The 24,384-nt window shown below is 63.1% G+C and carries 29 protein-coding genes; 15 read left to right on the forward strand and 14 right to left on the reverse strand.

Going from position 1 to position 24,384, the window contains the following annotated elements:
* The first annotated feature begins 54 nt into the window (after window positions 1-54).
* From CHEJ32_RS0114060 to CHEJ32_RS0114095, 7 genes are all read left to right on the forward strand, one after another.
* Entirely contained in the window at window positions 55-390 is a 336-nt protein-coding gene (locus CHEJ32_RS0114060) for a DUF736 domain-containing protein (protein ID WP_028034396.1), read from the forward strand.
* A 2-nt stretch (window positions 391-392) separates the two neighbouring features.
* The gene (locus tag CHEJ32_RS0114065) at window positions 393-1,157 is read left to right on the forward strand and encodes a lytic transglycosylase domain-containing protein (RefSeq protein WP_012092634.1); all 765 of its coding nucleotides are present in this window, start codon (window positions 393-395) and stop codon (window positions 1,155-1,157) included.
* A 243-nt stretch (window positions 1,158-1,400) separates the two neighbouring features.
* A complete protein-coding gene (locus CHEJ32_RS0114075) occupies window positions 1,401-3,140 on the forward strand; it encodes a VirD2 family relaxase/mobilization nuclease (RefSeq protein ID WP_028034397.1) in 1,740 nt (579 codons plus the stop codon).
* Window positions 3,141-3,164: 24 nt separating this feature from the next.
* Complete coding sequence (locus CHEJ32_RS0114080; RefSeq protein ID WP_028034398.1) at window positions 3,165-5,150, forward strand: conjugal transfer protein TraG; 1,986 nt, start codon at window positions 3,165-3,167, stop codon at window positions 5,148-5,150.
* A 4-nt stretch (window positions 5,151-5,154) separates the two neighbouring features.
* Window positions 5,155-5,604, forward strand: coding sequence for a CopG family transcriptional regulator (locus CHEJ32_RS24875; protein WP_012092637.1), 450 nt, complete (start codon window positions 5,155-5,157; stop codon window positions 5,602-5,604).
* 140 nt (window positions 5,605-5,744) lie between these two features.
* On the forward strand, window positions 5,745-6,029 hold the full coding sequence (locus CHEJ32_RS24880) for a hypothetical protein (RefSeq protein WP_036749074.1): 285 nt from the start codon (window positions 5,745-5,747) through the stop codon (window positions 6,027-6,029).
* Entirely contained in the window at window positions 6,022-6,597 is a 576-nt protein-coding gene (locus CHEJ32_RS0114095) for a hypothetical protein (RefSeq protein ID WP_028034399.1), read from the forward strand. The genes CHEJ32_RS24880 and CHEJ32_RS0114095 overlap by 8 nt, the downstream gene beginning before the upstream one ends.
* A 152-nt stretch (window positions 6,598-6,749) precedes the next feature.
* Here CHEJ32_RS0114095 and CHEJ32_RS24885 read toward each other — a convergent pair whose 3' ends face one another.
* The 6 genes from CHEJ32_RS24885 to CHEJ32_RS0114125 are packed head-to-tail and all read right to left on the reverse strand — an operon-like array spanning window position 6,750 to window position 11,136.
* Complete coding sequence (locus CHEJ32_RS24885) at window positions 6,750-7,976, reverse strand: MFS transporter (protein WP_012092639.1); 1,227 nt, start codon at window positions 7,974-7,976, stop codon at window positions 6,750-6,752.
* Window positions 7,973-8,689: an arsenical resistance protein ArsH gene (gene arsH, locus CHEJ32_RS0114105; RefSeq protein ID WP_012092640.1), complete on the reverse strand. Its 717-nt coding sequence runs from the start codon at window positions 8,687-8,689 to the stop codon at window positions 7,973-7,975. Before arsH ends, CHEJ32_RS24885 begins: the two co-directional genes overlap by 4 nt.
* Window positions 8,686-9,774, reverse strand: a complete 1,089-nt coding sequence (arsB, locus tag CHEJ32_RS0114110) for an ACR3 family arsenite efflux transporter (RefSeq protein WP_012092641.1) — start codon at window positions 9,772-9,774, stop codon at window positions 8,686-8,688. The genes arsH and arsB overlap by 4 nt, the downstream gene beginning before the upstream one ends.
* Window positions 9,775-9,801: 27 nt before the next feature.
* Complete coding sequence (gene arsC / locus CHEJ32_RS0114115) at window positions 9,802-10,227, reverse strand: arsenate reductase (glutaredoxin) (RefSeq protein ID WP_012092642.1); 426 nt, start codon at window positions 10,225-10,227, stop codon at window positions 9,802-9,804.
* 8 nt (window positions 10,228-10,235) lie between these two features.
* Window positions 10,236-10,784, reverse strand: a complete 549-nt coding sequence (locus tag CHEJ32_RS0114120) for an arsenate reductase ArsC (protein ID WP_012092643.1) — start codon at window positions 10,782-10,784, stop codon at window positions 10,236-10,238.
* Complete coding sequence (locus CHEJ32_RS0114125) at window positions 10,777-11,136, reverse strand: helix-turn-helix transcriptional regulator (RefSeq protein ID WP_012092644.1); 360 nt, start codon at window positions 11,134-11,136, stop codon at window positions 10,777-10,779. Before CHEJ32_RS0114125 ends, CHEJ32_RS0114120 begins: the two co-directional genes overlap by 8 nt.
* Window positions 11,137-11,182: 46 nt before the next feature.
* Here CHEJ32_RS0114125 and CHEJ32_RS0114130 point away from each other — a divergent pair, with 46 nt between their 5' ends.
* Window positions 11,183-11,680 (forward strand): DUF6428 family protein, encoded by a 498-nt coding sequence (locus CHEJ32_RS0114130; RefSeq protein ID WP_012092645.1) that lies wholly within the window; start codon window positions 11,183-11,185, stop codon window positions 11,678-11,680.
* A 105-nt stretch (window positions 11,681-11,785) separates the two neighbouring features.
* Here the strand turns inward: CHEJ32_RS0114130 and lspA are convergent, their stop codons facing one another.
* The 6 genes from lspA to CHEJ32_RS0114160 all read right to left on the reverse strand — a co-directional run bounded on the left by lspA (window position 11,786) and on the right by CHEJ32_RS0114160 (window position 16,948).
* Window positions 11,786-12,250: a signal peptidase II gene (lspA, locus tag CHEJ32_RS0114135; RefSeq protein WP_012092646.1), complete on the reverse strand. Its 465-nt coding sequence runs from the start codon at window positions 12,248-12,250 to the stop codon at window positions 11,786-11,788.
* A 25-nt stretch (window positions 12,251-12,275) separates the two neighbouring features.
* Window positions 12,276-13,019: a cytochrome c biogenesis CcdA family protein gene (locus tag CHEJ32_RS0114140; protein WP_012092647.1), complete on the reverse strand. Its 744-nt coding sequence runs from the start codon at window positions 13,017-13,019 to the stop codon at window positions 12,276-12,278.
* Complete coding sequence (locus CHEJ32_RS0114145; protein WP_012092648.1) at window positions 13,019-13,639, reverse strand: SCO family protein; 621 nt, start codon at window positions 13,637-13,639, stop codon at window positions 13,019-13,021. Before CHEJ32_RS0114145 ends, CHEJ32_RS0114140 begins: the two co-directional genes overlap by 1 nt.
* Window positions 13,636-14,139, reverse strand: coding sequence for a copper chaperone PCu(A)C (locus tag CHEJ32_RS0114150; RefSeq protein ID WP_028034400.1), 504 nt, complete (start codon window positions 14,137-14,139; stop codon window positions 13,636-13,638). Before CHEJ32_RS0114150 ends, CHEJ32_RS0114145 begins: the two co-directional genes overlap by 4 nt.
* Window positions 14,132-14,749 (reverse strand): cation transporter, encoded by a 618-nt coding sequence (locus tag CHEJ32_RS0114155; RefSeq protein ID WP_012092650.1) that lies wholly within the window; start codon window positions 14,747-14,749, stop codon window positions 14,132-14,134. Before CHEJ32_RS0114155 ends, CHEJ32_RS0114150 begins: the two co-directional genes overlap by 8 nt.
* Before the next feature lie 66 nt (window positions 14,750-14,815).
* A complete protein-coding gene (locus tag CHEJ32_RS0114160; protein ID WP_028034401.1) occupies window positions 14,816-16,948 on the reverse strand; it encodes a heavy metal translocating P-type ATPase in 2,133 nt (710 codons plus the stop codon).
* A gap of 66 nt (window positions 16,949-17,014) precedes the next feature.
* Here CHEJ32_RS0114160 and CHEJ32_RS0114165 point away from each other — a divergent pair, with 66 nt between their 5' ends.
* Complete coding sequence (locus tag CHEJ32_RS0114165) at window positions 17,015-17,431, forward strand: helix-turn-helix domain-containing protein (protein WP_012092652.1); 417 nt, start codon at window positions 17,015-17,017, stop codon at window positions 17,429-17,431.
* A 7-nt stretch (window positions 17,432-17,438) separates the two neighbouring features.
* Here CHEJ32_RS0114165 and CHEJ32_RS0114170 read toward each other — a convergent pair whose 3' ends face one another.
* Complete coding sequence (locus CHEJ32_RS0114170; RefSeq protein WP_012092653.1) at window positions 17,439-18,374, reverse strand: bile acid:sodium symporter family protein; 936 nt, start codon at window positions 18,372-18,374, stop codon at window positions 17,439-17,441.
* Window positions 18,375-18,382: 8 nt separating this feature from the next.
* Complete coding sequence (locus tag CHEJ32_RS0114175; protein WP_012092654.1) at window positions 18,383-18,748, reverse strand: helix-turn-helix transcriptional regulator; 366 nt, start codon at window positions 18,746-18,748, stop codon at window positions 18,383-18,385.
* Window positions 18,749-19,176: 428 nt separating this feature from the next.
* Between CHEJ32_RS0114175 and trbB the strand changes: the two genes are divergently transcribed.
* The 6 genes from trbB to trbK-alt are packed head-to-tail and all read left to right on the forward strand — an operon-like array spanning window position 19,177 to window position 24,384.
* Window positions 19,177-20,175 (forward strand): P-type conjugative transfer ATPase TrbB, encoded by a 999-nt coding sequence (gene trbB, locus CHEJ32_RS0114180; protein WP_012092655.1) that lies wholly within the window; start codon window positions 19,177-19,179, stop codon window positions 20,173-20,175.
* Window positions 20,172-20,501: a TrbC/VirB2 family protein gene (locus tag CHEJ32_RS0114185; protein ID WP_012092656.1), complete on the forward strand. Its 330-nt coding sequence runs from the start codon at window positions 20,172-20,174 to the stop codon at window positions 20,499-20,501. The genes trbB and CHEJ32_RS0114185 overlap by 4 nt, the downstream gene beginning before the upstream one ends.
* Window positions 20,501-20,782 (forward strand): VirB3 family type IV secretion system protein, encoded by a 282-nt coding sequence (locus CHEJ32_RS0114190; protein WP_012092657.1) that lies wholly within the window; start codon window positions 20,501-20,503, stop codon window positions 20,780-20,782. The genes CHEJ32_RS0114185 and CHEJ32_RS0114190 overlap by 1 nt, the downstream gene beginning before the upstream one ends.
* Before the next feature lie 8 nt (window positions 20,783-20,790).
* Window positions 20,791-23,301: a conjugal transfer protein TrbE gene (gene trbE, locus CHEJ32_RS0114195; RefSeq protein WP_012092658.1), complete on the forward strand. Its 2,511-nt coding sequence runs from the start codon at window positions 20,791-20,793 to the stop codon at window positions 23,299-23,301.
* Window positions 23,298-24,080, forward strand: coding sequence for a P-type conjugative transfer protein TrbJ (trbJ, locus tag CHEJ32_RS0114200; protein ID WP_012092659.1), 783 nt, complete (start codon window positions 23,298-23,300; stop codon window positions 24,078-24,080). Before trbE ends, trbJ begins: the two co-directional genes overlap by 4 nt.
* A gap of 16 nt (window positions 24,081-24,096) precedes the next feature.
* Complete coding sequence (gene trbK-alt / locus CHEJ32_RS0114205; RefSeq protein WP_012092660.1) at window positions 24,097-24,384, forward strand: putative entry exclusion protein TrbK-alt; 288 nt, start codon at window positions 24,097-24,099, stop codon at window positions 24,382-24,384.

Raw genomic sequence — 24,384 nt, forward strand, 5'->3', positions numbered from 1 at the left:
CGGGGCCGTTGAGCCGTCCCGCGTCTTCTCCACCGCATAGGAAAGGAGCCTTCCATGGCACAGATCGGCCAGTTTACCCGCACCCCGTCCGGCTATTCCGGGCGACTCCGCACGCTCTCGCTGGACGTCGAGCTGACCTTTACGCCGTCGGAAAATGCGGACGCCGACAAGGCGCCTGCCTATCGCATCCATCTCGGCGATGAGTATGGGCCGGAAGTCGGCGCACGCTGGAAACATTCCGGCGAGCGCGCGGGACCGTTCGTCTCCGTGCTTCTCGACGATCCAGTTTTCCAGCAGCCGATCCGCGCCCGCCTGTTCCAGTCGGACGAAGACGGCCGCGACTGGGGCTTGCACTGGACCCGCCAAAAGAAGCGCGACGAGCAGGAGTGATCATGGTCACGTCCTGCATCCGTCCCGCCTCGGGGAGATGTGGCGCCCGCCGCCGCATCCTCCTCCTTCTTCTTTCCGGCCTGTTCGTCACAGCCATTGCCCCGCTGCCCGGCCTGGCGCAGATCGCCGTGATGGGTCGTGCCGTCGCCGTGCATCCGCACGGCGCCCATATCGAAGAGGCTTCGCAGCGGTTCGGCATCCCGGCGGCATGGATCATCGCCGTGATGCAGGTCGAAAGCGCGGGCAATATGCACGCCATATCGTCTGCCGGCGCGATGGGGCTGATGCAGGTCATGCCCTCGACTTGGGCGGAGCTGCGCATCCGCCATGCTCTCGGCCGCGACCCCTTCGAGCCGCGCGACAACATCCTCGCGGGCACCGCCTACCTACGCGAGATGTGGGATCGCTACGGCAATGTTGCCGCGATGCTCGCGGCCTACAATGCCGGTCCCGGTCGCTACGATGAATACCGCGCGACGGCTCGTCCGCTGCCTGCCGAGACGCGCGCCTATGTCGCTGCTTTGACGCCGATCCTGCTCGGCGAGCGGCCTTCCGGCAGCGGCTCGACGGTCGCTCCGCCGCCCGACTGGCGCGAGGCGGCGCTCTTCGTCGCGCGTGAAATCGGCGCTTCCGCTGCCGATCCCGCGTCCCCCGACCGCACGCCGGACGATGCCCCTTCGCTCGTCCCGGCGGCACCGGACGCACTCACCGCCTTGCAGTCGGAGGGGCTGTTCGTCGCCCGCGATGCCGGTGGGGACCGGCCATGAGCAGCGGCACCGCAATTCGCATCCCATCGGGCGCTGGCGTGTCATGGAGGGCGCAGAGGGTGGCGGCAGGCACCACGACCGAAAGATGGCGAGATAAAAGGCCGCACGGTGCGGCTGTGGCGGGCGGTTGTTTTTGTTCAGGTTTCCGGCGCGTCCCGCACCGTGCGGCGCTGGCGCGCACCGTGCGCTGCGCGCTCCTCTTCCTGATTTTCCTTGATGATTTGCACCGTGCGGGGGCGCCCCATGTCCGATGACAACGAGTTCCGCATCCGTCCGGGCCGTATCCGCTCGACCCGCGCGCAACAGGCGAGGCCCTTTGTCGCCCAGGCGCTCGCCGCCGCCCAGAAAGCCGGCGGACGCGTCTCGCGCTCCGGCAAGATCACCTCGGGCAACCGCTCACGCTTCGTGCGCGGTCAGCGCGCCAGCATCCAGGCCAACCGGCTTCTCACCGGACGCTCGCGCATCGCCGTCATCAAGACCCGCGTGGTTCGCCAAACGGCACGCTCGGCTCCGCTCGGCGCACACCTTAATTATCTGCGCCGCGATGGCGTGACCCGCGACGGGGAAAAGGCGCGGATGTTCGGCCCGGAAAGGGACGACATGGATGTCGGCGCTTTCGCGGAAAAGTGCCAGGACGACAGGCATCATTTCCGCTTCATCGTCTCGCCCGAAGACGCGGTGGACATGGCCAATCTGAAGGATCACGCCCGCGAGCTGATGGGGCAGATGGAGAAGGATCTCGGCACGCGCCTCGATTGGGTCGCCGTCGATCACTGGAACACCGACAATCCCCATATCCATATCATCCTGCGCGGCCGCACCGACGATGGCCAGGACCTGGTGATTTCCCGCGACTACATCAAGGAGGGCATGCGCGCCCGTGCGCAGGATCTGGTCACGCAGGAACTCGGGCCCCGCACCGATCTGGAGATCCACCGCAATCTGGAGCGGCAGGTCGAGGCGGAACGCTGGACGCAGCTCGACCGGCAGCTTGTGCGCGACGCCGGCAAGTCCGGCATCATCGACCTTGCCCCGCTTCCCGACCGCCAGCCGGACGAGTTTCATACTCTGAAGGTGGGGCGGCTGCGAACCCTTGAAATCCGCGGGCTTGCCGAAGAGATCGGCCTCTCGCAATGGTTCATCAAGCCCGAAGCCGAAGCGGTCCTGCGTGAACTGGGCGAGCGCGGCGACATCATCAAGCGCATGCACCGTGCCCTGACCGAACGCGGCATCGAACGCGGCTCGGCCAGCTATGTCCTCGCCGGCGAAAGCCTTGACGTTCCCGTCATCGGCCGCCTGGTCGAGCGCGGCCTCGACGACGAGTTGAAGGGCACCGCTTATGCCGTGGTCGACGGCACCGACGGGCGGACCCATCACATCAAGCTGCCGCATCTCGACGCCGCCGGCGACAGTCCGCCCGGTTCCATCGTCGAGTTGCGATCCTGGGAGGACCCGCAGGGGCAGCGCCGCGTCGCGCTCGCCGTCCGCGCCGATCTCGATCTTGGTGCGCAAGTCGGCGCCTCGGGCGCGACCTGGCTCGACCGGCAGGCCATCGCCCGCGATCCGATCGCGCTGTCGGACAGCGGTTTCGGCGCTGAGGTCCGTCAGGCTCTGGACGAACGCGCTGAACATCTGATCGGCGAGGGCTTTGCCGAGCGGCAGGGCGGTCGCGTCGTCTTCGCGCGCCGGCTGCTCAGCACCTTGCGCCAACGCGAACTCGACAACCTCGGCGAGAAGCTCGCAACCGAGACCGGCATGTCCTTCGAGCGCGCAGCCAGCGGCGAATATGTCGCCGGCTCCTATCGCCAGCGTTTCGCGCTCGCCTCCGGCCGCTTCGCCATGATCGACGACGGCCTCGGCTTCCAGCTCGTGCCCTGGTCGCCCTCTCTCGAAAAACAGATCGGCCGTCACGTCTCCGGCGTAGCCCGCGATGATGGCGGCGTAGATTGGGACTTCGGGCGCAAGCGCTCCCTCGGCCTTTAGCCTCAACCAGAAAGGACCATCGCAATGTCCGCGACCAAGATCCTCTGGGGACAGATCACCATCGTCTTCCTCATCATCCTCGCCACCACCTGGGGCGCGACCCAGTATGTCGCCTCGAGCCTCGGTTATCAGGCGCAACTCGGGCCGCCCTGGTTCGTGATGTTCGGCGTGCCGATCTATTATCCGCCCGCGATCTTCTGGTGGTGGTATTTCTACGAAGCCTATGCGCCGCCGATCTTCGCCAAGGGCGGGATCATCGCGGCATCGGGCGGCTTCATCGCCATTGCCGTCGCCATCGGCATGTCGGTCTGGCGGGCGCGCGAGGCGAAAAACGTCGCCACCTATGGCTCGGCGCGATGGGCCGGGAAAGGAGAGATCAAGGCGGCGGGCCTGCTCGATCCCGATGGTGTTGTTCTCGGCCGTTACGAGAAGGACTATCTACGCCATGACGGGCCGGAGCATGTCCTGTGCTTTGCCCCGACACGTTCGGGCAAAGGCGTCGGCCTCGTCGTCCCGTCGCTGCTGACCTGGCCGGGGTCGGCCATCGTCCACGACATCAAGGGTGAGAACTGGCAGCTCACCTCCGGCTTCCGCTCGCAGCACGGCCGCGTGCTGCTCTTCGACCCGACCAACCCGAAATCCTCGGCCTACAATCCGCTGCTGGAAGTGCGCCGCGGCGAGTGGGAGGTGCGCGACGTCCAGAACATCGCCGACATCCTCGTCGATCCGGAAGGCAGTCTCGACAAGCGCAACCATTGGGAAAAGACCAGCCATTCGCTGCTGGTGGGCGCCATCCTGCATGTGCTTTACGCCGAACCCGACAAGACCCTGGCAGGTGTGGCCAAATTCCTGTCCGATCCGAAGCGCCCGGTGGATTCCACGTTGCGCGCCATGATGAAGACCGCGCATCTGGGCGAAGCGGGGCCGCACCCGGTCGTTGCCAGCGCCGCGCGCGAGCTGCGCAACAAGTCCGAGAACGAGCGCAGCGGCGTGTTGTCGACGGCGATGTCGTTTCTGGGCCTCTATCGCGATCCCGTCGTGGCCAAGGTCACGCGCCGCTCCGATTGGCGGATCGGCGATATTGTGGCCGGCGATCAGCCGACCACGCTCTACCTCGTGGTGCCACCATCCGACATCAACCGCACCAAACCCCTGATGCGTTTGCTGCTGAACCAGGTCGGCCGCCGCCTGACCGAGGATCTGCAGGCGAATGCCGGGCGGCATCGGCTGCTCTTGATGCTCGACGAGTTTCCGGCGCTCGGGCGACTGGACTTCTTCGAGACGGCGCTGGCGTTCATGGCCGGCTATGGCCTCAAGAGCTTCCTGATCGCGCAGTCGCTGAACCAGATCGAGAAAGCCTACGGGCCGAACAACTCGATCCTCGACAACTGCCATCTCCGCGTCAGCTTCGCCACCAACGACGAGCGCACGGCGAAACGGGTGTCGGATGCGCTCGGCACCGCCACCGAGATGAAGGCGATGAAGAACTATGCCGGCCATCGCCTGTCGCCCTGGCTCGGGCACCTTATGGTCTCGCGCTCGGAAACCGCGCGCCAGTTGCTGACGCCGGGCGAGATCATGCAGCTTCCCCCACATGAGGAGATCGTCATGGTGGCGGGCATCCCCCCGATCCGGGCGACGAAGGCGCGCTATTACGAGGACGCCCGGTTTCGCGAGCGCGTTCTGTCACCGCCTGAATTGAAAGGTCCCGAAGAAACGCGGCCCGACGACTGGACCAAGCTTCCGATCCCGGCGCGACCGGAAGGCGCCACGGATCACGGCGACCAGAGAACCAATGACGAAGATCCGACCGAATCCGAACGCCGATTGCAGCCTGAACTCAGCCGCGTAAAGCCCGTGGAGAAGAAAAAGCCCCTCGAGAACGAATTCGAGATCGCGCCGCCCGATGAAGTTGAGGAAGAGGCCATGCAAAATCGGCGCATGATCCGCCAGGTGCAGGGCATTGCCCGGCAGGTTGCCATGGACCCGAACGACGGCATGGAGCTGTAGCGCCATGGCCAATCTCCGGAAGAAGAAAAAACTCACCGTCTATCTGGACCCCGATGTCGAAAAAGCCCTGACCGAGTTTGCCGCGCGGCGGGACCGGTCGCAGTCGATGATCGGCGAGGCGGCCATCGCCTCATTCCTGTCTCCCGACGATGCCGAACGCCGAGAGGCGATAATCGCCAAGCGCCTCGATCGACTCGATCGCCGCATGGACCGGCTTGAACGAGACGTCGGCATCGCCGTCGAAAGCCTGGCGGTCTTCATCCGCTTCTGGGTCAACACCACACCGGCCTTGCCTGAGCCGGCGGCAAAGGCCGCGAAGGCCAAATCAGCGGAGCGATACGAGGCGTTCATCACCGCGCTCGGTCGCCGCCTCGCACAGGGACCGAAGCTGCGGCAGGAGGTGTCGGAGGATGTGACGGATCAGAGAGTTGAATTTGGCCGCCTTAGTCGTTGACACGAGTTCCCGCTCCCGGTTGGCTGAGCAGTAACAAGGATCCGCCGGAAGCGGCCTTCGCGACTGTCGCGGTCTTTGGGATTTTCGCGAATTATCCTAAGGTGATGGCTGTATATTCACTCGACTTTGGAGGAACAGCCTTGAGACTTGCCATTGCCAGCCTGTTCGCCATCGGTCTCGCCGTCCCTGCCTTCGCCCAGACGGAACCGCCCGCAGATTTTGACGAAGCCGCATGGCAGGCCGAATGGGACGCGGGCGACACGGATGGCGACGGCAAGCTGAGCCGGGAAGAGGCGAAAGCCGGGAATCCGAACATGACCGATGAAGTCTTCGACCAGATCGACACCGATGGCGACGGTTTCATCAGCCCCGCGGAAGACAAGGCCGCGCTCTTCGAAGCACGCGGCAAAACCACAAATGAATAGGGTATGGGCGGGGGCTTTTGGCGCAACGGTGTTTGTCGCGGCAGCATCCGTGGCAGGCGCGGAGGCGCCCACGTCCGCCAGACCGGCCGGGTTGCCTGAGAACTATGTTCCTGAAATCCCCTCGCATGAGATGGAGCCGGACACCGGCCCGCTTTCGGCCGCCCTACAGGAGCGTTTCCGCGACCGTATCGCCGGTATCTTCATCGAGCGCGAGCCCGATTTCCATGTCGTCGTCAGGCTAACGGGAGACCGGGATGCGGGCACGCTTCAGTACCAATTGGGCGAAGATCGGGTGCGTGTCGAAGTCCTGACAGGCGCATCCCATACCGTCGATCAACTGGTCGCCGCGTTGGATGACCGCCAGATGATTACGCGCGTTCTTCCCGATGGCTACGGCGGATATGTCGATGAGCGCACCGGATATGTGGTTCTTACGGTTCTCCCCGGAACAGAGCTTGCCGGTGGCAGCGAAGCATCCCTTTCGGCTGCTTTGGGCGTGCCGATCCGCATCATCGAAGGGGAACCCGCTACAATCGGTCCAGCACCACAGCAGCGGGAAGAGCGGTAATCCATTGCGGCCCGGATTCCGGGCCGCGACGTGTCGCAAAAATCAGTCGCACAATTTTGACTTTCGCACGCGACATTTGCGACAGAAATTCCCCTGAAAATTCAACGTTGGCCTGACCTGCTACAAAAATCAGGGATCTTCGTGACGGCTTCTCAAAACTTATCGTTGCTTCCCGCTTCTCCTTTGATCGGCCCCCATAACAGCGCGACGAGGGCGAGATTGGCGATGGCGAGAGCTGCCAGCGCCACAAGAGTTTGATCGGTGCCCCCGACCGAAAGCAGGATCGCACCCACGGTTGGGCCGGCAGCTTGGGCGACGAGACTGGGCCGGGCAAGCCGCCCCATGATCGGCGCATAGCGGGAAGGTCCGAACAGGGCGAGCGGGAGCGCACCCTTGGCGATCGAGAAGATGCCATTGCCGGCCCCGTAGAGGATGAGCGACAGGCCGATGATGAGAAAACCTGCCGCGAGCATCGTCACCCCTGCCGCGCTCAGGACGGAGGCGGCCGCGAGTGTCCAGAAGGGATGATGCCTCCCCCCGCTCGCCATTTCGCCAATTCGGCCGGCGACTTGGGCCGGGCCTATCAGCGCGCCGAGGGCTACAGCTTCGCCCAGCGACAGCCCGCGTTGCTGCAACAGGGTCAGCAGATGCACCGATATGATGGTGACGCCCAATCCGGCCAGCACCACGATCGCCATCATGATCAGATAGGCCCGGCGCTCATGGTCGCGCAGCTTGATCGCAGGAGCTTGGTCTTTGCCACCGATCGGCCTGGGCTTGCCGTTGCTCGGAAGGACCAGCAGCACGAGCGGCAGGCAGATCGCGAGATGAATGCCGGCATAGGCCATGCAGGCCCCGCGCCATCCCAGATGCTCCAGAAACAAGGCCGAGAGCGGCCAGCAGACCGTGCTTGCGAAGCCGCCCCACAAGGTCAGTGTAGTGATGGCGGATCGCGCGGAACGGCCATAATAGCCCCCGAGCGTGGCAAATGCCGCATCATAAAGGCCGGCCCCCATGCCGATACCGAGCACGATCCATCCGGCGACGAATACCCATAGGGACGGCGCAGCCGCAAGGATGACGAGGCCGGCAGCGAACAGCAGGCAAGCCAGAGCAAGGATGGGACGCCCGCCGTGCTGGCCAATGGCGTCACCCACGCGCGGGGAAACGACGCCGGCCGCGAGCAGGCCAATGGAGAGAGCGCCGACGATCCATGAAAGCGGCCAACCCGTATCGGCCGCGATCGGGGCGGCGAGAACGGCGAGCAGGTAATAGGAGCTGCCCCATGCAAATATCTGTACGATGCCGAGCGCGGAGATGACGGGCCACCTTCTCGCGTCGGGAGACAGGCCCGTTTGAGCCGGCAGGTTTGTCGTCACCGGACGCGCTTGAGCGCCATACGCTCTTCCAGCTTTTGGGCGGTTTCCTTGCGCTCGCTGTAGCGGTCGGTGAGGTAAGGAGCGACGTCGCGGGTCAGAAGCGTGAACTTCACCAGTTCCTCCATCACATCGACCACCCGGTCGTAATAGGATGAAGGCTTCATTCGACCCGCTTCGTCGAACTCCTGATATGCCTTGGCGACCGAGGACTGGTTGGGGATGGTGATCATCCGCATCCAGCGGCCGAGGACGCGAAGTTGGTTGACGGCGTTGAAACTCTGCGAGCCGCCAGAGACTTGCATCACGGCCAATGTGCGGCCCTGGGTGGGGCGAACTGCGCCAACCGCGAGCGGTATCCAGTCGATTTGCGCCTTGAGGACTCCGCTCATGGCACCGTGACGTTCGGGGCTGGTCCAGACCTGCCCTTCGGACCATTCCGAAAGTTTCCGAAGCTCCTGCACCTTCGGATGATCAACGGGCGCACCATCAGGCAGCGGCAGGCCGTGCGGATCGAACACACGGGTTTCCGCGCCGAAGTGGTTGAGGAGCCGTTCGGCTTCGAGCGTGAGCAGCTTGCTATAGGAGCGTTCACGCAACGAGCCGTAGAGCAGGAGAATGCGCGGCGGATGAGCAGAGGGCGTCGTTCGTAGGCGTTCAGCCGATGGGCTGTCGAGCACCGCGCGGACCACATTAGGAAGGTCGGAAACCGTCATGGCTTGGCCTCGGCCGGAACGGCAACGGGCGTCCCTTTCTCGGGAAACCACTTCGCGCCGAGCCTGAGCGCGACATGAACGAGCAGGATCAGTGCGGGCACTTCCACGAGCGGGCCGATGACGGCGGCGAAGGCCACCGGCGATGCGAGACCGAATGCCGCGATGGCGACCGCGATGGCCAACTCGAAATTATTGCCGGCAGCGGTGAAGGCGATGGCCGTGGTGCGCGGATAATCCGCCTCGATCAGCCGGCCCATCGCGAAGCTGATGAGGAACTGGATGACGAAATAAAGCGCCAGGGGAATGGCTATGCGCAGGACATCGAGAGGCAGCGACACCACGTCCGCGCCCTTGAGGCTGAACATGGCGACAATGGTGAACAGCAGCGCGGCTAGCGTTATGGGGCTGATGCGCGGCAGAAATTCGTGCTCATACCAGCCCGCGCCTTTGCGAGCGATGAGGATGCGGCGCGTCAGGAACCCGGCGAGGAAGGGAATGCCGAGATAGATCAGCACCGCTTCGGTAATGGTCCAGAAGCTCACGTCTATGACGCTGCCCTCAAGGCCGAAGAGGGGTGGCAAGACGGAAAGGAAAAACCACGCATAGGTGGAGAAGAACAGAATCTGGAATATCGAGTTGAAGGCAACCAGACCGGCGACATATTGATTGTCGCCGCGCGCGAGTTGGTTCCAGACCAGCACCATAGCGATGCAGCGGGCGAGTCCGATCAGGATCAGTCCTGTCATGTATTCCGGGTGGTCGCGCAGGAAGATCACGGCCAGCGCGAACATCAGCGTCGGGCCGATGATCCAGTTTTGTACCAGCGAAAGGATCAGCACTCGCTTGTCGGAAAAGACCCGGTGCAGTTCTTCGTAGCGCACCTTGGCGAGCGGCGGATACATCATCAGGATCAGGCCGATGGCGATCGGTATGTTGGTGGTGCCGACCGACATGGCGTTGAGAGCTTCCGGCAAGCCGGTGAATATCGTGCCCAGCACGACGCCGAGTGCCATCGCGGCGAAAATCCACACCGTCAGATAGCGGTCGAGGAAACCAAGGCGGGAAGCTGGCTTGAGGGAAGCCATCAGTATTCTCCAATCGCAGGCTGAAAGTCAGGCGGAAGCAACGCGCCGTCCATGTTCGTCAATGATCCGCTCGCCATCCTCTTTGACGAACTCGCCCCGTTGTGGGGGCAGCAGATCAAGAACGGCTTCGGACGGTCGGCAGAGCTTGACCCCTTGGGGGGTGACGACGAGGGGGCGATTGATGAGGATCGGGTGCGCCATCATGGCGTCGAGCAATGCGTCATCGCTCAATTCTGGATCGCCAAGGCCGAGGTCGGCATAGGGCGTTCCTTTCTCCCGCAAGATCGAGCGGGCCGTCAGGCTGGCGCGCTCGATGAGTTGCGCGAGCAGCGCCCGTGAGGGCGGGGTTTTCAGATATTCGATGATATGCGGCTCGACGCCGGAATTGCGGATCAGGCCGAGCGTATTGCGCGAGGTGCCGCAATCGGGATTGTGGTAGACAATGACATCCATGGATTGCCTCACGCCGCGCCAGAGCGGGGCGAGGCTGCCCCTTCGGATTGACCGATTTCGTTGAGCTTCATATTGAGCGACGATTTATCGAGGCTGGCGACGGGCAAGGCCACGAAGACCGAAATCCGGGTTTTCATGTAGCGAAACGCCGTGACAAAAGCCGCCATGCGCTGAATCTCGGTGCCCTCGACGGTGGCGGGGTCTTCGATACCCCAATGCGCGGTCATCGGCTGGCCCGGCCAGACCGGACAGGCTTCGCCGGCCGCGTTGTCGCAGACGGTGAACACGAAATCCATCACCGGCGCGTCGGGGCCGGAGAATTCTTCCCATCCTTTCGATCGGAAGCCTTCAGCCGGGTAGTCGTAGCTTTCGAGTACCTTCAGGGCGAGCGGGTTCACTTCGCCTTTGGGCTGGCTTCCAGCCGAATAGGCCCGGAAGCGACCCGCACCATCCTTGTTCAAGATGCTTTCGGCAAGGATCGAGCGGGCGGAATTTCCGGTGCAAAGAAACAGCACGTTGAAGATTCTATCGGAGTGATTGGCCATAGGCTCAGGCATGGGTGACGCCTTTCGTCGGTTTGCAGCAGGACAGCGCGGCGACTGCCGGGTTGCACACGTCCGGGTGGCCTTGGCAGCAATCGCGCATGAGAAATTCGAGCAGGCCGGACAGCGCCGGATAGGAGGCGCTGTAGATGATCGAGCGCCCGTCGCGCCGCGACTCGATGAGGTCGGCTTGTTCAAGGTGGCTCAGGTGGAAGGACATGCGCGACGACGATGCGCCGTCCATCGCTTCCCCGATCGCGCCGGCCGGCATCCCTTCCGGGCCGGCCGTCACCAGCAGGCGCACGATGCGCAGCCGGGTTTCCTGCGAGAGCGCCGCGAAGGCAGAGAGGGCTTGCTTTTCGTTCATGTATGCCTCAACATCTCAAGAGTAGTTGAATCATGGATACACGGACATGAACGCTTACGCCAGCCCCTTAATCACAGAATTTCCTGATGTTGCCTCGCTCGGGGCGATCCTCGATATTTTGGAGGGCCATGCCGACAAGGTTCTTGTGCTCGCCTATGGCGACGGGCAGCAGGTGCAGGCCGGCTATCACATCACGGAGGTCAAGGCCGGTTCCTTCGTCACGCTCGATTGCGGCGGCAATCCCGATGCGTGGCGGGAGACGGTCTTGCAGGTCGAGGATATTCCCCCGACCGAAGGCAGCATGCCGATGACCGTCGCCAAGTTCCGGTCAATCTTGGGAAAGGTCGGCAGCAGGGTCCAGCTTGACACGGACGCGCGGTTGACATGGGAGGTGAGCCGGCCCGGTGAGCCGATGCAGGTCTATGACGGGGCCGGAATCGAGATCGAGAAAGACCGGACGATTGTGCGTCTCAGCCCGCGCCCCGCAATCTGCAAGCCGAGGCATCGCGCGCAGCAGACGAGAGCGTCTGCCTGCTGCGGCTAAGCCCGCCCGAGCCATTGCCATGTCGCACTACTTCTAAAGCCCGCTACGTTGCAGGTTCCGGGAATTTTGCGGCGATAGTTTCGGATAGCTGGCGAGGACTTCTGTTCATGCAGCCTTTGTTTTGCCTCGTGCCAGAACGCTCTCCACCAGCAAAAGCCCGACCCCACAGACAATCGCCACGTCGGCAAGGTTGAAGGCGGGCCAATGATAGCTGCCAATGTAAAAATCCAGGAAATCCGCCACCGCACCCTGCCGCAGCCGGTCGAGCAGATTGCCGAGCGCCCCCCCAACCACGAGCCCGAGGGCGGATGCCGTCAGGCGGCTGTCGCTTCGATGGATCCAGACAAGGAGGCCAGCGACTATAGCGAGCGTGAACGCCATCAGGAGCCAAGCCGGCGCCTGGCCGAACAATCCGAAGCTCACGCCGGTATTGAAGCCGAGCACGAGATTAAAGAAGCCGGTGACGGGGATGACCTGAGGCGGGTTCATAACATGGTTCAGGACCCACCACTTCGTCGCCTGATCAAGGAAAAATCCGCCAAGGGCGATGGGAAGGCCGAGCCTGAGCATGTCCAAATGTCCTTTAAACTCCGGCTTAGCCGATCCGGCCGAGGGCCGGGAAAGTCTGGAGCAGCCATATCGCAAAGCTGGTTAGATGGCCGGTGATCATGGCGATGCCCATCACCACCATCACCCCACCAGCGACGATTTTGAGCACCCGGCCAGTACGGCGCATCGACATCATCCGCGCCATGAACCCGCGCATGAACAAAGCGGCCAAGATGAAAGGGAGGCCAAGGCCGAGCGAGTAGACGGCGAGCAGCGTCGTTCCGCTTGCGACCGTGGCGTTGGCGGCGGACAGGGTCAGAATCGCGCCCAGCACTGGTCCGATGCAGGGAGTCCAGCCGAACGCGAAAGCGAGACCGAGGAGATAAGCCGCGCCGGCGCTTCCGCTGCCCGGATTGGCATGGAACCGCGCTTCACGATTGAGCCAGGGCATTGGTACGAGGCCTGTCGTGAACAGACCGAAGAGGACGACGATTACGCCTCCGATCAGGTTCGCTTCGAAAAGATACATGCGCAGGAGCCGGCTCAACACGGTTGCGCTGGCCCCAAGGAGGACGAACACGGTCGTAAAGCCGAGCACGAAGCAGAGGCTGAGGCCGAGAGTTCGGCTTGCCGCCTTGAATTCGGCATCGGCCGCAGTGCCATCCGGGCTAATCGTGCGGCCTGCGACGTAGGAGATATAGCCCGGCACCAGCGGAAGGACGCAGGGCGACAGGAAGGATACGACACCTGCGGCGAAAGCCGTCGCTATTCCGATACTGGAGAACTCCATCAGCCAATCTCGCCCGCCAGGCGGCGGAGCTTCTGCAATCGAATCTCACGCGGCTCGTGCATGTCGAGCGTGCCGACGAATTGGCTCTCGGCATCCATCAGGTAAACGCCGGCGGTATGATCCATTGTGTATTCGCCCCCTTCCAGAGGCACTTTTCGCGCATAGGCCGCAAAGGCCTTCACCACAGCGTCCGTTTCCTGTCGATTTCCCCGCAGTGCGAGGATGCGGTTATCAAAGGCTGTCATGTACTGAGCCAGCAATTCTTGTGTGTCCCGTTCGGGATCGACGGTGAAGAACAGGACGTTGAACTGGTCGGCCACCGGCCCGAGCTCGTTCATGAGATCGCTCAGTTCATAGAGCGTCGTCGGGCACACATCGGGACAATGGGTGAAGCCGAAGAAGGCGAGATAAGGCTTTCCGGCCAGCGCAGCATTGTCGATCGTTTCGCCTCGATGGGATGTGAGCTGGAACGGGCCGCCGATGGCTGCCGTGCCTGTCGAGGACGCGACCGCCACGGTTTGCTGTTGCCAAGGCTTGGATACGGACAGGCCGATGAAAAGCCCGCCGACAGCGGCGACGGCAACCCATGCAACAAGGCGGAAAAGTTTGACGCCGCTCATTGGACAGCCTCTCCGTGTCCGTCATGTTCGTTCGCAGATTCCGGACGAGCGCCCATGTTCTGCACAACGAACTCAACGTCGATCGCACCGGCCTGCTCGAACACAAGAGTCGCGGCAAACCGCTCCCCATCCTTCAAAGGGCGCGATGGCTTCAAGAACATGATGTGCATACCGCCAGGTTGAAGCTCGACGGTCTCGCCAGCTCCAATTTCGATGCCATTTTGCACAGGCCTCATGCTGGCAACCCCATCGCTCACGGTCGACTCATGGATTTCCACCCGGTCTGACAGAGGTGATGAGATTGAAACCAGGCGATCGGCCATATCGCCATCGTTTGTCAGCGTCAGATAGCCGCCGGCTACCGGCGTGACCGGCGGAGTCGCGCGTGACCACGGGTGATTGATGGTGATCGAACCAGCTTGGAAGTCGTGACCCACAGCAGGAGAGATCGACACTGCAAGGGCAAGGAAGGCGGCGGATAGGGCTCGCAAACTAGTCATGTTCCTTTTCTCCTTTTCCAGCTTCGCCGGCCTTCTCAAGGATTTCGAAGCCGCTTCTGACAACGACTACAACCACACCCAAGCCAATGATCAGATCCGGATAAGGCGAATTGAAAAGAATTACTGCAAGACCAGAAACAGCGATCGCCGAGTTCACGAGCATATCGTTTGTCGTGAATATCCATGAGGCTTGCAGATGCACGCCACTTTCCCGATGTGATTTCAGGAACCACATGCAGATCATATTCGTAAGCGCGCTCGCGATTGCCACGGCGATCATGACCGGCCCGATCGGATCGGAGCCAGTGAAGAAGCGTCGGCCAACCTCAAACAGAAGCAAACCGGCGAATACTATCAGGAGCATACCCGACAGCCGCGCAACGCGAACCTTCGCCGCCAAACCGCGACCTACGACGAAAAGGCTGATGGCGTAGACACCGGCATCGCCAAGATTATCGAGTGCAGAGCCCATCAATCCTGTTGACTGAGCCCACCAACCTAATCCTCCCACAATGGCTGCCTGGGCAGTATTAATCGCAAGTACCCATGCGAGCGCCCATTGTTCGCTCTTCTCGGATGAATTGGCACTGCCCTGGGACTGATTACTCATAAATTATACCTCGGCTTTCTTGGCGAGAAGTGGAAGCCGCGACCTGCATGTGCGCACTGTTCAAGCTCATTTGTCGCGGGTGCCGCGCCAGGTCAGCAGGCGCAGCGCATTGGCCGTAACGAGGACAGTAGCGCCCGTATCGGCGAGGATGGCCATCCAGAGCGTGGTAATGCCGAATAGAGTCGTCACGAGGAAGACAGCCTTCAGACCAAGCGCTATTGCGATGTTCTGCCAGATATTGCCGAGCGTCGCCTGCGACAATCCGATGAGATCAGCGATACCCGTCACCCGGTTTCTGAGCAGCGCGGCATCAGCGGTTTCCAGCGCGACGTCGGTGCCCGCACCCATGGCAACGCCAACGGAGGCAGCAGCGAGCGCCGGAGCGTCGTTGATACCGTCTCCCACCATGGCAATCGGTCCATCAGCCCTGAGGCGGCCGATCTCGGCGAGCTTGGCGTCGGGCAGAAGTTCGGCGCTCGCCTCAAGGCCGAGATGAGCCGCAATGGCGTCGGCCGTGCGCTTGTTGTCGCCGGTCAGCATCAGAGGGCGCACGCCGCGATCTGTCAGCCGCTTCACACCTTCGATAGCGTCGTCGCGCGGCTCGTCGCGCAAGGCGATCAATCCCTCGATGGTCTTGCCCTTGATGAGCACGACGACCGTCTTGCCCTGGCTCTCCAGCCCGGTGATCGTGTCAACGATGCTCTCTTCGAGGCCCGTTTGTTCGGCGGCGTGACGGGGAGACCCGACCGAAGCGAAGCCGTCCTTCAACCGCGCTGTGACCGCTTTGCCGGGTGTGGCAACGCCGCCCCCGAAGGTGGCGGGCAGTTCGAGCCCCCGCACCTTTGCCGCCTCCACGATTGCAATCCCGAGAGGATGGCTGGTGCTGCGCTCGACGGCCGCCGCGATGGCAAGGACGGAGTTCTCATCACCATTGATCGGCACAATGTCCGTCACCTGGGGGTGGCCACGCGTCAGCGTTCCCGTCTTGTCGAAGGCAACGGTTACGACCTTGCCAAGTGTTTCCAGCGTCGCGCCGCCCTTGATCAACAGTCCCTGACGCGCACCGGCGGCAAGACCCGAAGCAATAGCCGCCGGTGTGGAAATCACGAGCGCGCAGGGACAAGCAATCAGCAACGTCGCGAGACCCCGATACACCCATGTCATCCAGTCACCGCCGAAGGCGAGCGGCGGCACGACAACGATCAGAGCCGCGACGACCATCGCGCCCGGCGTGTACCAGCGGCTGAAACGGTCGATCATACGCGCCGTCGGGGCCTTTGATTCCTGGGCTTCCTCGACCATGTGGATGATACGGGCGATGGTGTTGTCGGCCGCGACATGGCTGATCGACACCCGCAACTCGCCATTTGCATTGATGCTGCCGGCATAGACGTTTGCGCCGGCTTCTTTCAGCACGGGCACGGATTCGCCTGTCACCGGGGCCTCATCGACCTCAGAAACGCCGTCAATCACCGTGCCGTCAGACGGCACACGGTCACCAGGCCGAACAACGACAACATCACCGACGGCCAGATCTTCTGCGGCGACCTTCTCAACAACACCATCACGCTCGCGGAACGCGGCCCGAGGCACGAGATCGATCAGTGCTTCAATGCCAGCGCGCGCACGGCCGGCCGCCACGGTTTCAAGCAATTCGCCCACTGCGAACAGAAAGATCACGACAGCAGCTTCTTCGGCCTCGCCGATGGCGACCGCGCCGAGTGCCGCGACCGTCATCAGCGTCTCGATGGTGAAGGGGGAGCCGGACATCGCGCCGGCGACCGCCCGCCTCGCGAACGGGATGATGCTGATCAATGCAGCGCCCGAGTATAGCCATTGCTCCGATTCGGGCAGGACACGCGCGAGGGCGAAGGCAAGGATGAACAACGCGCCGGTAAGGAGCACAAGCCGACCCTTGCTGCCTTTCCACCACGCCTCCGTGCTGCGTTTCCGAGGTGGGCTCGCCTTTGCCTCGGTCTGCTCGATCACTGGTGTGTAGCCGAGCGCTCGGATCTTTTGCTCAATGGTGCCGAGAGCCGTACGGTCCTCATCCAGTTGCAATGCGAGCGTCTCGTTGGCGTAGCTGACATGAATGTCGCTAACGCCCGGCAGGCGTTGCATCACCGTTTCAATTTTCAACGCGCAGGAGGCGCAGTCCATGCCTTCTACACGCAGTCTGTAAGGGCTCGCTGCCGCCATGATGTCACCTCGACTTTCCCGATGTGACATTGTAGATAGACCCTGTAGTAACTATAGGGTCAAGAGATGAACGACAGAATTCTGATGATCGGCCAATTGGCTAGACGAACGGGGACCAAGGTCGAGACGATCCGGTTCTACGAGAAGAACGGTCTCCTGCCCGCACCCTCGCGTACCGATGGCAACTACCGTGCATATGAGCCGGGCCACCTCAACCGCCTCAGCTTCATCAGGCGTGCGCGCGAGCTTGGTTTCTCGCTCGATCAGATCAGGGAGTTTCTCAAGCTGGCCGACGATCGTTCGCAGTCCTGCGCGGCGATTGATGCGATTGCAAAGGAGCACCGGAAGGAAGTCGAGCGAAAAATCGAAGACCTAACTGCGCTCAAGTCGGAACTGGACAGGATGATAGACCAGTGTGGATGCGGGCTGGTCGCAGATTGTAGGATAATAGAGAGCCTGTCTCCGCTGCCAGCCAGAACCTAATGACTGCTCACCGCAGCGCCGGGCCTCTCGATGCCAAAATCTTTGCGGCGATCGGTGACGTAATCATCTGGATCACAGCGAAGAAGGCGGCAGGCACGGCGATTTCCGAGGGCAACCCGGACGCCGCTACGAACGCCGCCGCAATGGAGAACTCCTTTTTGCTCACCGTGAACAGGTAGGCGATCAGCTCTTGCCGGTCGGCCACAAAGACTTTTGCGATGGACCCGACCGCATAGCCGATCAGGTTCAGCGTGAGCGCGGCCAGCGCGATTAGGAGGGCGAACCAGCCATAGCCGAGGATTGTTTCGGCGTTTGGACCCACGACCGCCAGAAGCAGGAGCAGGTAGAGCACCGAACCAAGAGAGGGATAGAGGCCATCGTGTCGGCCGACCGCTTCCGGGTATCGCGTGCGTAGGTAGACCCCGATCACGGTCGGCAGCACCACGATCAGCACTAATTCCATGATGATCGCCCCGATGGGAACTTGCAGCTCGATTCCGGTGAGAAGCAGGAACAGGATCGGCACGATGAAGGGCGAAAGCACTGTGTTGACCGCATTGAGGACCGCCGCGAGGGCGACATTGCCGCGTGCGAGCAGGACCAGCAACGGAGCGGAAACGTCAGTCGGCAGAGTGCCGACAAGGGTTTGACCGGCGGCCAGCGGCCCAGAGCCGAAGAACAGCCGCCCGGTGAGCCATCCGGCGAGCGACATGGGACCATAGACGAGGCCAAGCGCCCAAAGCTGCCGGCTCGGCTTCCGGAAAACCAGCTTCACGGCGTGAGCGTCGAATGTCAGGCTGATGACCAGCATCAGCAATGCCAGAAGCGGGCTTATGCCGCTTTCAAGGACCATGCCGAGCGAAGGGACGAGCAGGCCAAGCGCGGCCGTTACAACGGCCAGCAGCAGGAGATTGTTTTCAACAAAGGCGAGGGCTTTCTGCATCGGCAGTCCTATTCGCAGCGGATCGTACCGGTTGGGCGGCCCTCGCATTTCGCGAACAGGGCAATCGCTTGATCGCAATATTTGCAGTGACCTTGGCAGCAGTCGTGCATGAGGAAGGCGACGAGATCGGAGAGCGCCGGCCAGTTGGCGCTGTAGATGATCGACTTGCCATCTCGCCGCCCCTGCACGAGTCCGGCACGCTCCAGTTCCTTGAGATGGAAGGAGACGCGCGACGGCGGCGCATCATCGAGCGCGCCGGCGATGGCACCAGCGGCCATGCCGTCAGCCCCCGCGACGACCAACATGCGGATTATCCGCAAGCGGTCCTTGTGAGAGAGCGCGGCGAAGCCCGCGAGCGCGTCGTTTTCGTCCATATCATTTCAACGTTTCATGTTTTGTTGAAATTATTGCTTATAGATGGAGCGCGCGCGCCTCAATCTCGCGCAATTCCTGAAACCCGCAATAGATCGGCTGCACCCGGAAAGTCGCGGCTATTCGTTTCACAAGACTTTATCGCAAGTGCTAAGCCACTTGCGACATGATTTCCGAGAGCGGACCACCTGGGGCGAACGTCGGCTCGGTCCCGGCGAGGCGGCCTGACGCCACGGGCCGGTCGAATCAGTCGAGAGCATGCCGGTGTGCCTGCAGATCATCCGACTGGTCAGGCACACCGCCGTTCTCCTGTAATTTTATCCCACATTACTACGACGACCGAAACTTGTTGAAACGACCTGTTTTGTGTCTCTTTTAGTGATCCCCATCCGGGGATCGTCTCTCGCCTCCCCGGTGGAACGGGGACGAGATGCCAGGCATCAACCACAAACAGGCAAATGTGGACCGCGGCGCGCGCATGCTCCGGACAGCGCTCGGGCCTGCCATCTCAACCCTGCTGCAAGACCCGTCTGTCGTCGAGGTCATGCTGAACCCGGACGGACGCATCTGGGTGGACCGGCTGTCCGAAGGGTTGGCCGATACGGGCGAAATACTGTCCGCCGCTGACGGTGAGCGCATCGTGCGGCTGGTCGCCCACCATGTCGGCGTCGAAGTCCATGCGCGCAGCCCGCGCGTCTCGGCCGAACTGCCCGAAACCGGCGAGCGCTTCGAGGGGTTGCTGCCGCCGGTCGTGTCCGCACCCGCCTTCGCCATCCGCAAGCCCGCGGTCGCAGTATTCACGCTAGACGACTATGTGGCCGCCGGCATCATGTCCGCCGATCAGGCGGAAACGCTCCGCGCGGCCGTCGCGTCCCGCGCCAACATCCTTGTCGCAGGCGGCACGTCCACCGGTAAAACGACGCTGACCAATGCGCTGCTCGCCGAGGTGGCGAAGACGCAGGATCGGGTCGTCATCATCGAGGACACCCGCGAACTGCAATGCGCAGCGTCGAATCTCGTGGCGATGCGCACCAAGGATGGTGTCGCCACCTTGTCGGAACTGGTGCGGTCTTCGCTGCGCCTGCGTCCGGACCGCATTCCGATCGGTGAGGTGCGCGGCGCCGAGGCGCTCGATCTCCTCAAAGCCTGGGGCACCGGCCATCCGGGCGGCATCGGCACCATCCATGCTGGTTCCGGCATCGGCGCCCTGCGCCGCCTCGAACAACTCATCCAGGAAGCCGTCGTCACTGTGCCGCGCGCGATGATCGCGGAGACCATCGACCTCGTGGCCGTCCTCGCTGGCCGCGGCTCCGCGCGCCGGCTGGCCGAACTTGCCTGCGTCGAAGGGCTCGGCCCCGACGGCGATTACCGGATTTCCCTCGCTTTTCCCGACACCTCAATCCCTCACGTTCCAGGAGAACCTGCATGATCCGTTGCGCCGTTCGTATCCGTCATCATCTGGCGACCGCCGCCGCCTTCACCTGGGCGAGCCTGATGACTGCCCCCGCCCAAGCGTCTGGCTCCTCCATGCCCTGGGAAGCGCCGCTGCAATCCATCCTTGAATCCGTCGAAGGCCCGGTGGCCAAGATCGTGGCAGTGATCATCATCATCGTCACCGGCCTGACGCTCGCATTCGGCGATACCGGCGGCGGCTTCCGTCGCCTCATCCAGATCGTCTTCGGTATCTCCATCGCCTTCGCGGCGTCCAGCTTCTTCCTCTCGTTCTTCAGCTTCGGCGGCGGAGCGCTGGTCTGATGGCGGTGAGTTTCGAGGCGCTCGACGCGGTTCCGGGATTCAGTGTGCCGGTTCACCGCGCCCTGACCGAACCGATCCTGCTTGGCGGAGCGCCACGCTCCGTCGCGATCCTCAATGGCACGCTGGCCGGAGCCGTGGGCCTCGGCCTCCAGCTCTGGCTGGCCGGCATCCTGATCTGGGCCGTCGGTCACATCGCCGCCGTCTGGGCCGCCAAGCGCGATCCGCTCTTCGTCGAGGTCGCGCGCCGCCACCTCCGCATCCCCGGTCATCTTTCGGTGTGAGGAAGCCCATGATGAATCTCGCCGAATACCGCCGTACCGCATCCCGCCTCGCCGATTACCTTCCCTGGGTAGCGCTGGTCGGCTTCGGCGTTGTCCTCAACAAGGACGGCTCGTTCCAGCGCACCGCGAAGTTTCGCGGTCCCGATCTGGATTCCGCCGTCGCGGCCGAGCTGGTCGCGGTCGCTGGCCGCCTTAACAATGCCTTCCGTCGCCTCGGCTCCGGCTGGGCGATCTTCGTCGAAGCACAGCGGTCGGAAGCCGCCACCTATCCGGCGAGCCGCTTCCCCGATCCCGCATCGGCGCTGGTCGATGCCGAGCGCAAGGCCGATTTCGAGGAGAAAGGCAGCCATTTCGTCTCTGGCTATTTCCTGACCTTCCTCTGGCTTCCGCCCGCCGAGGATGCCGCCCGCTCCGAGTCCTGGCTTTACGAGGGCCGCGAAACGTCGAGCGTGAACCCTTGGGAACTGGTGCGCGGCTTTGCCGACCGCACCGACCGCGTGCTGGCGCTGCTCGACGGTTTTATGCCGGAATGCCGCTGGCTCGATGACGCCGGGACGCTGACTTACCTGCATTCGACGATTTCGATCAACCGGCATCGCGTCCGCGTGCCCGAAACCCCGACCTATCTCGATGCGCTGCTGGCCGATCAGCCGCTGACCGGCGGGCTGGAGCCGCGCCTGGGCAATCAGCATCTCCGGGTGCTGACGATCACCGGCTTTCCGGCAACCACCACCCCCGGCCTGCTCGACGAAATGAACCGGTTGGCCTTTCCCTATCGCTGGTCGACCCGCGCCATCCTCATGGACAAGACCGATGCGACCCGGCTGCTGACGAAGATCAGGCGCCAGTGGTTCGCCAAGCGCAAGTCGATTGCCGCCATCCTGAAAGAGGTGATGACCAACGAGCAATCCGCGCTCGTCGACACCGACGCCGCCAACAAGGCGGCCGATGCCGACATGGCCCTGCAGGAACTTGGCGCCGACATGGCGGGCATGGCCTATGTCACGGCGACCGTCACCGTTTGGGACGAGGACGCCCGCCGCGCCGACGAAAAGCTGCGGCTGGTCGAGAAGATCATCCAGTCCCGCGATTTCAGCGTCATGGTCGAAACGGTCAACGCCGTCGACGCCTGGCTCGGCAGCTTGCCCGGACATGCCTATGCGAATGTCCGGCAACCGCCGGTCTCGACGCTCAACCTTGCCCACATGGTCCCTTCGTCCGCCGTGTGGGCGGGACCGGAACGGGACGATCACTTCGGCGCGCCCCCGCTGCTGTATGGCAGGACCGAAGGATCGACCCCGTTCCGGTTTTCCCTCCATGTCGGCGATGTCGGCCATACGCTTGTCGTCGGGCCGACGGGTGCCGGCAAATCGGTGCTGCTGGCGCTAATGGCCTTGCAGTTCCGGCGCTACGCGCGCTCACAGGTCTTTGCCTTCGATTTCGGCGGCTCGATCCGGGCCTGCGCCCTCGCGATGCAAGGTGACTGGCACGATCTTGGTGGCGAGCTGACCGACGCTTCCGAAACATCCGTCTCGCTGCAACCTCTGGCGCGCATTCACGAGACGGCCGAACGCGCCTGGGCCGCCGACTGGATCGTGGCGATCCTGACGCGCGAGAACATCCAGATCACCCCGGAGGTGAAGGAGCACATCTGGACGGCCCTGACCTCGCTCGCCTCCGCCCCGGTCGGGGAACGCACCATCACCGGCCTCGCCGTGCTGCTCCAGTCGAATGATCTGAAACAGGCGCTCCGCGCCTATTGCGTCGGTGGTCCCTATGGCCGGCTGCTCGATGCGGAGACCGAACATCTTGGTTCAGCAGACGTGCAGGCATTCGAAATCGAGGGCCTTGTCGGGACCGGCGCGGCGCCCGCGGTCCTCTCTTATCTCTTCCACCGCATCGGCGACCGGCTAGACGGGTGGCCCACGCTGCTGATCATCGACGAGGGCTGGCTGGCGCTCGACGACGAAGGCTTCGCGGACCAACTCAGGGAATGGCTCAAAACCCTGCGAAAGAAGAACGCCAGCGTCATCTTCGCCACGCAGTCACTGTCCGACATCGACAATTCAGCCATCGCGCCGGCGATCATCGAAAGCTGCCCAACGCGGCTGTTGCTGCCCAACGAGCGCGCCATCGAACCCCAGATCACCGCGATCTATCGCCGTTTCGGCCTCAATGACAGGCAGATCGAGATCCTCGCACGGGCCACGCCCAAGCGGGACTACTACTGCCAGTCGCGGCGCGGCAACCGCCTGTTTGACCTCGGATTGTCGGAAGTCGGGCTGGCGCTTTGCGCCGCATCGGCCAAATCCGATCAGGCCCTGATCAGCGAAATCCTCACCGAGCATGGCCGCGACGGGTTCCTCGCCGCCTGGCTCAAGGCGCGTGGCGTCGAATGGGCCGCAGAACTGATCCCGGACCTCAGCAATCTCGCGACCGAAAGCGAGGATCTGCCGTCCGTCATTTTCGATGAGGACGCGTTCGAGCTCACCCTGGAAGAAGAGGAAAGTACCCCATGACGCGCACAAAGACCCGGATTTCCCGCATGGCCAGCGCTTCGGCGCTCGCCCTTTCGCTTGCCGCGCCGCTGGCGCTCGCGCCGGACTTCATCACCCCGGCCCATGCCTTCTTCGGCGGGTTCGGCCGGATCGTCTATGATCCGACCAACCACGCGGAGAATCTGCTGACCGCCGCCCGTACGCTGGAGCAGATCAACAACCAGATCACCTCGCTTCAGAACGAGGCGCAGATGCTGATCAACCAGGCCCGCAATCTCGCGAGCCTGCCTCACAGCTCGCTTCAGGCGCTTCAGCAGAACGTCCAGCGGACCCAGCAGCTTCTCGGGCAGGCCCAGAACATTGCGTTCGACGTTCAGAACATCGATCAGATGTTCCAGCAGGACTACGGCAAGCTGTCTTTGACCGCGACCGACACCCAGATGATCGCCGATGCGCGCTCGCGCTGGGAAAACACCGTCGGCGGCCTGCAGGACGCCATGCGCGTCCAGGCCGGCGTCGTCGGCAATATCGACAGCAATCGCACGCAAATGTCGGAGCTTGTCGGCCAAAGCCAGGGGGCGACCGGCGCGCTTCAGGCGACCCAGGCTGGCAACCAGCTTCTCGCCCTCCAGTCGCAGCAGCTTTCGGACCTGATCGCTGTCATCTCGGCCAATGGCCGGGCGAATGCCTTGACCGAGGCCGAACGCGCCACGGCAGCCGAACAGGGACGCATTCAGCGCGAGCGTTTCCTGACGCCGGGGTCAGGCTATCAGCCCGGCAACGCGCGAATGTTCAACTGAGGAAAGGAGGCGGAGTATGGAGGGGAAGGTGCTGGCCCGGATCGCGGCCATTGTGTTCGTGGCCGTGGCCATCACGGCGGCGATCATCGAGATGTCGCGTGAGGAAGGCCCCGCGCCAGCACCTTCCGTCCCAGCGCTTCAGCCCGCCACCGATCCGCTGCGTCTGGAACAGCGGCGTTGCCAGGCATTGGGCGAGGCGGCGGCCAATGATGCCGACTGCCTCCGAACCTGGGCCGAGACCCGCGATCGCTTCCTCGGCAAGACACCCGCGCCAGCGACCCCCGCACAGAACGGGAGACCGTGA

Source organism: Chelativorans sp. J32 (genome assembly GCF_000518985.1).
Lineage (GTDB): Bacteria > Pseudomonadota > Alphaproteobacteria > Rhizobiales > Rhizobiaceae > Chelativorans.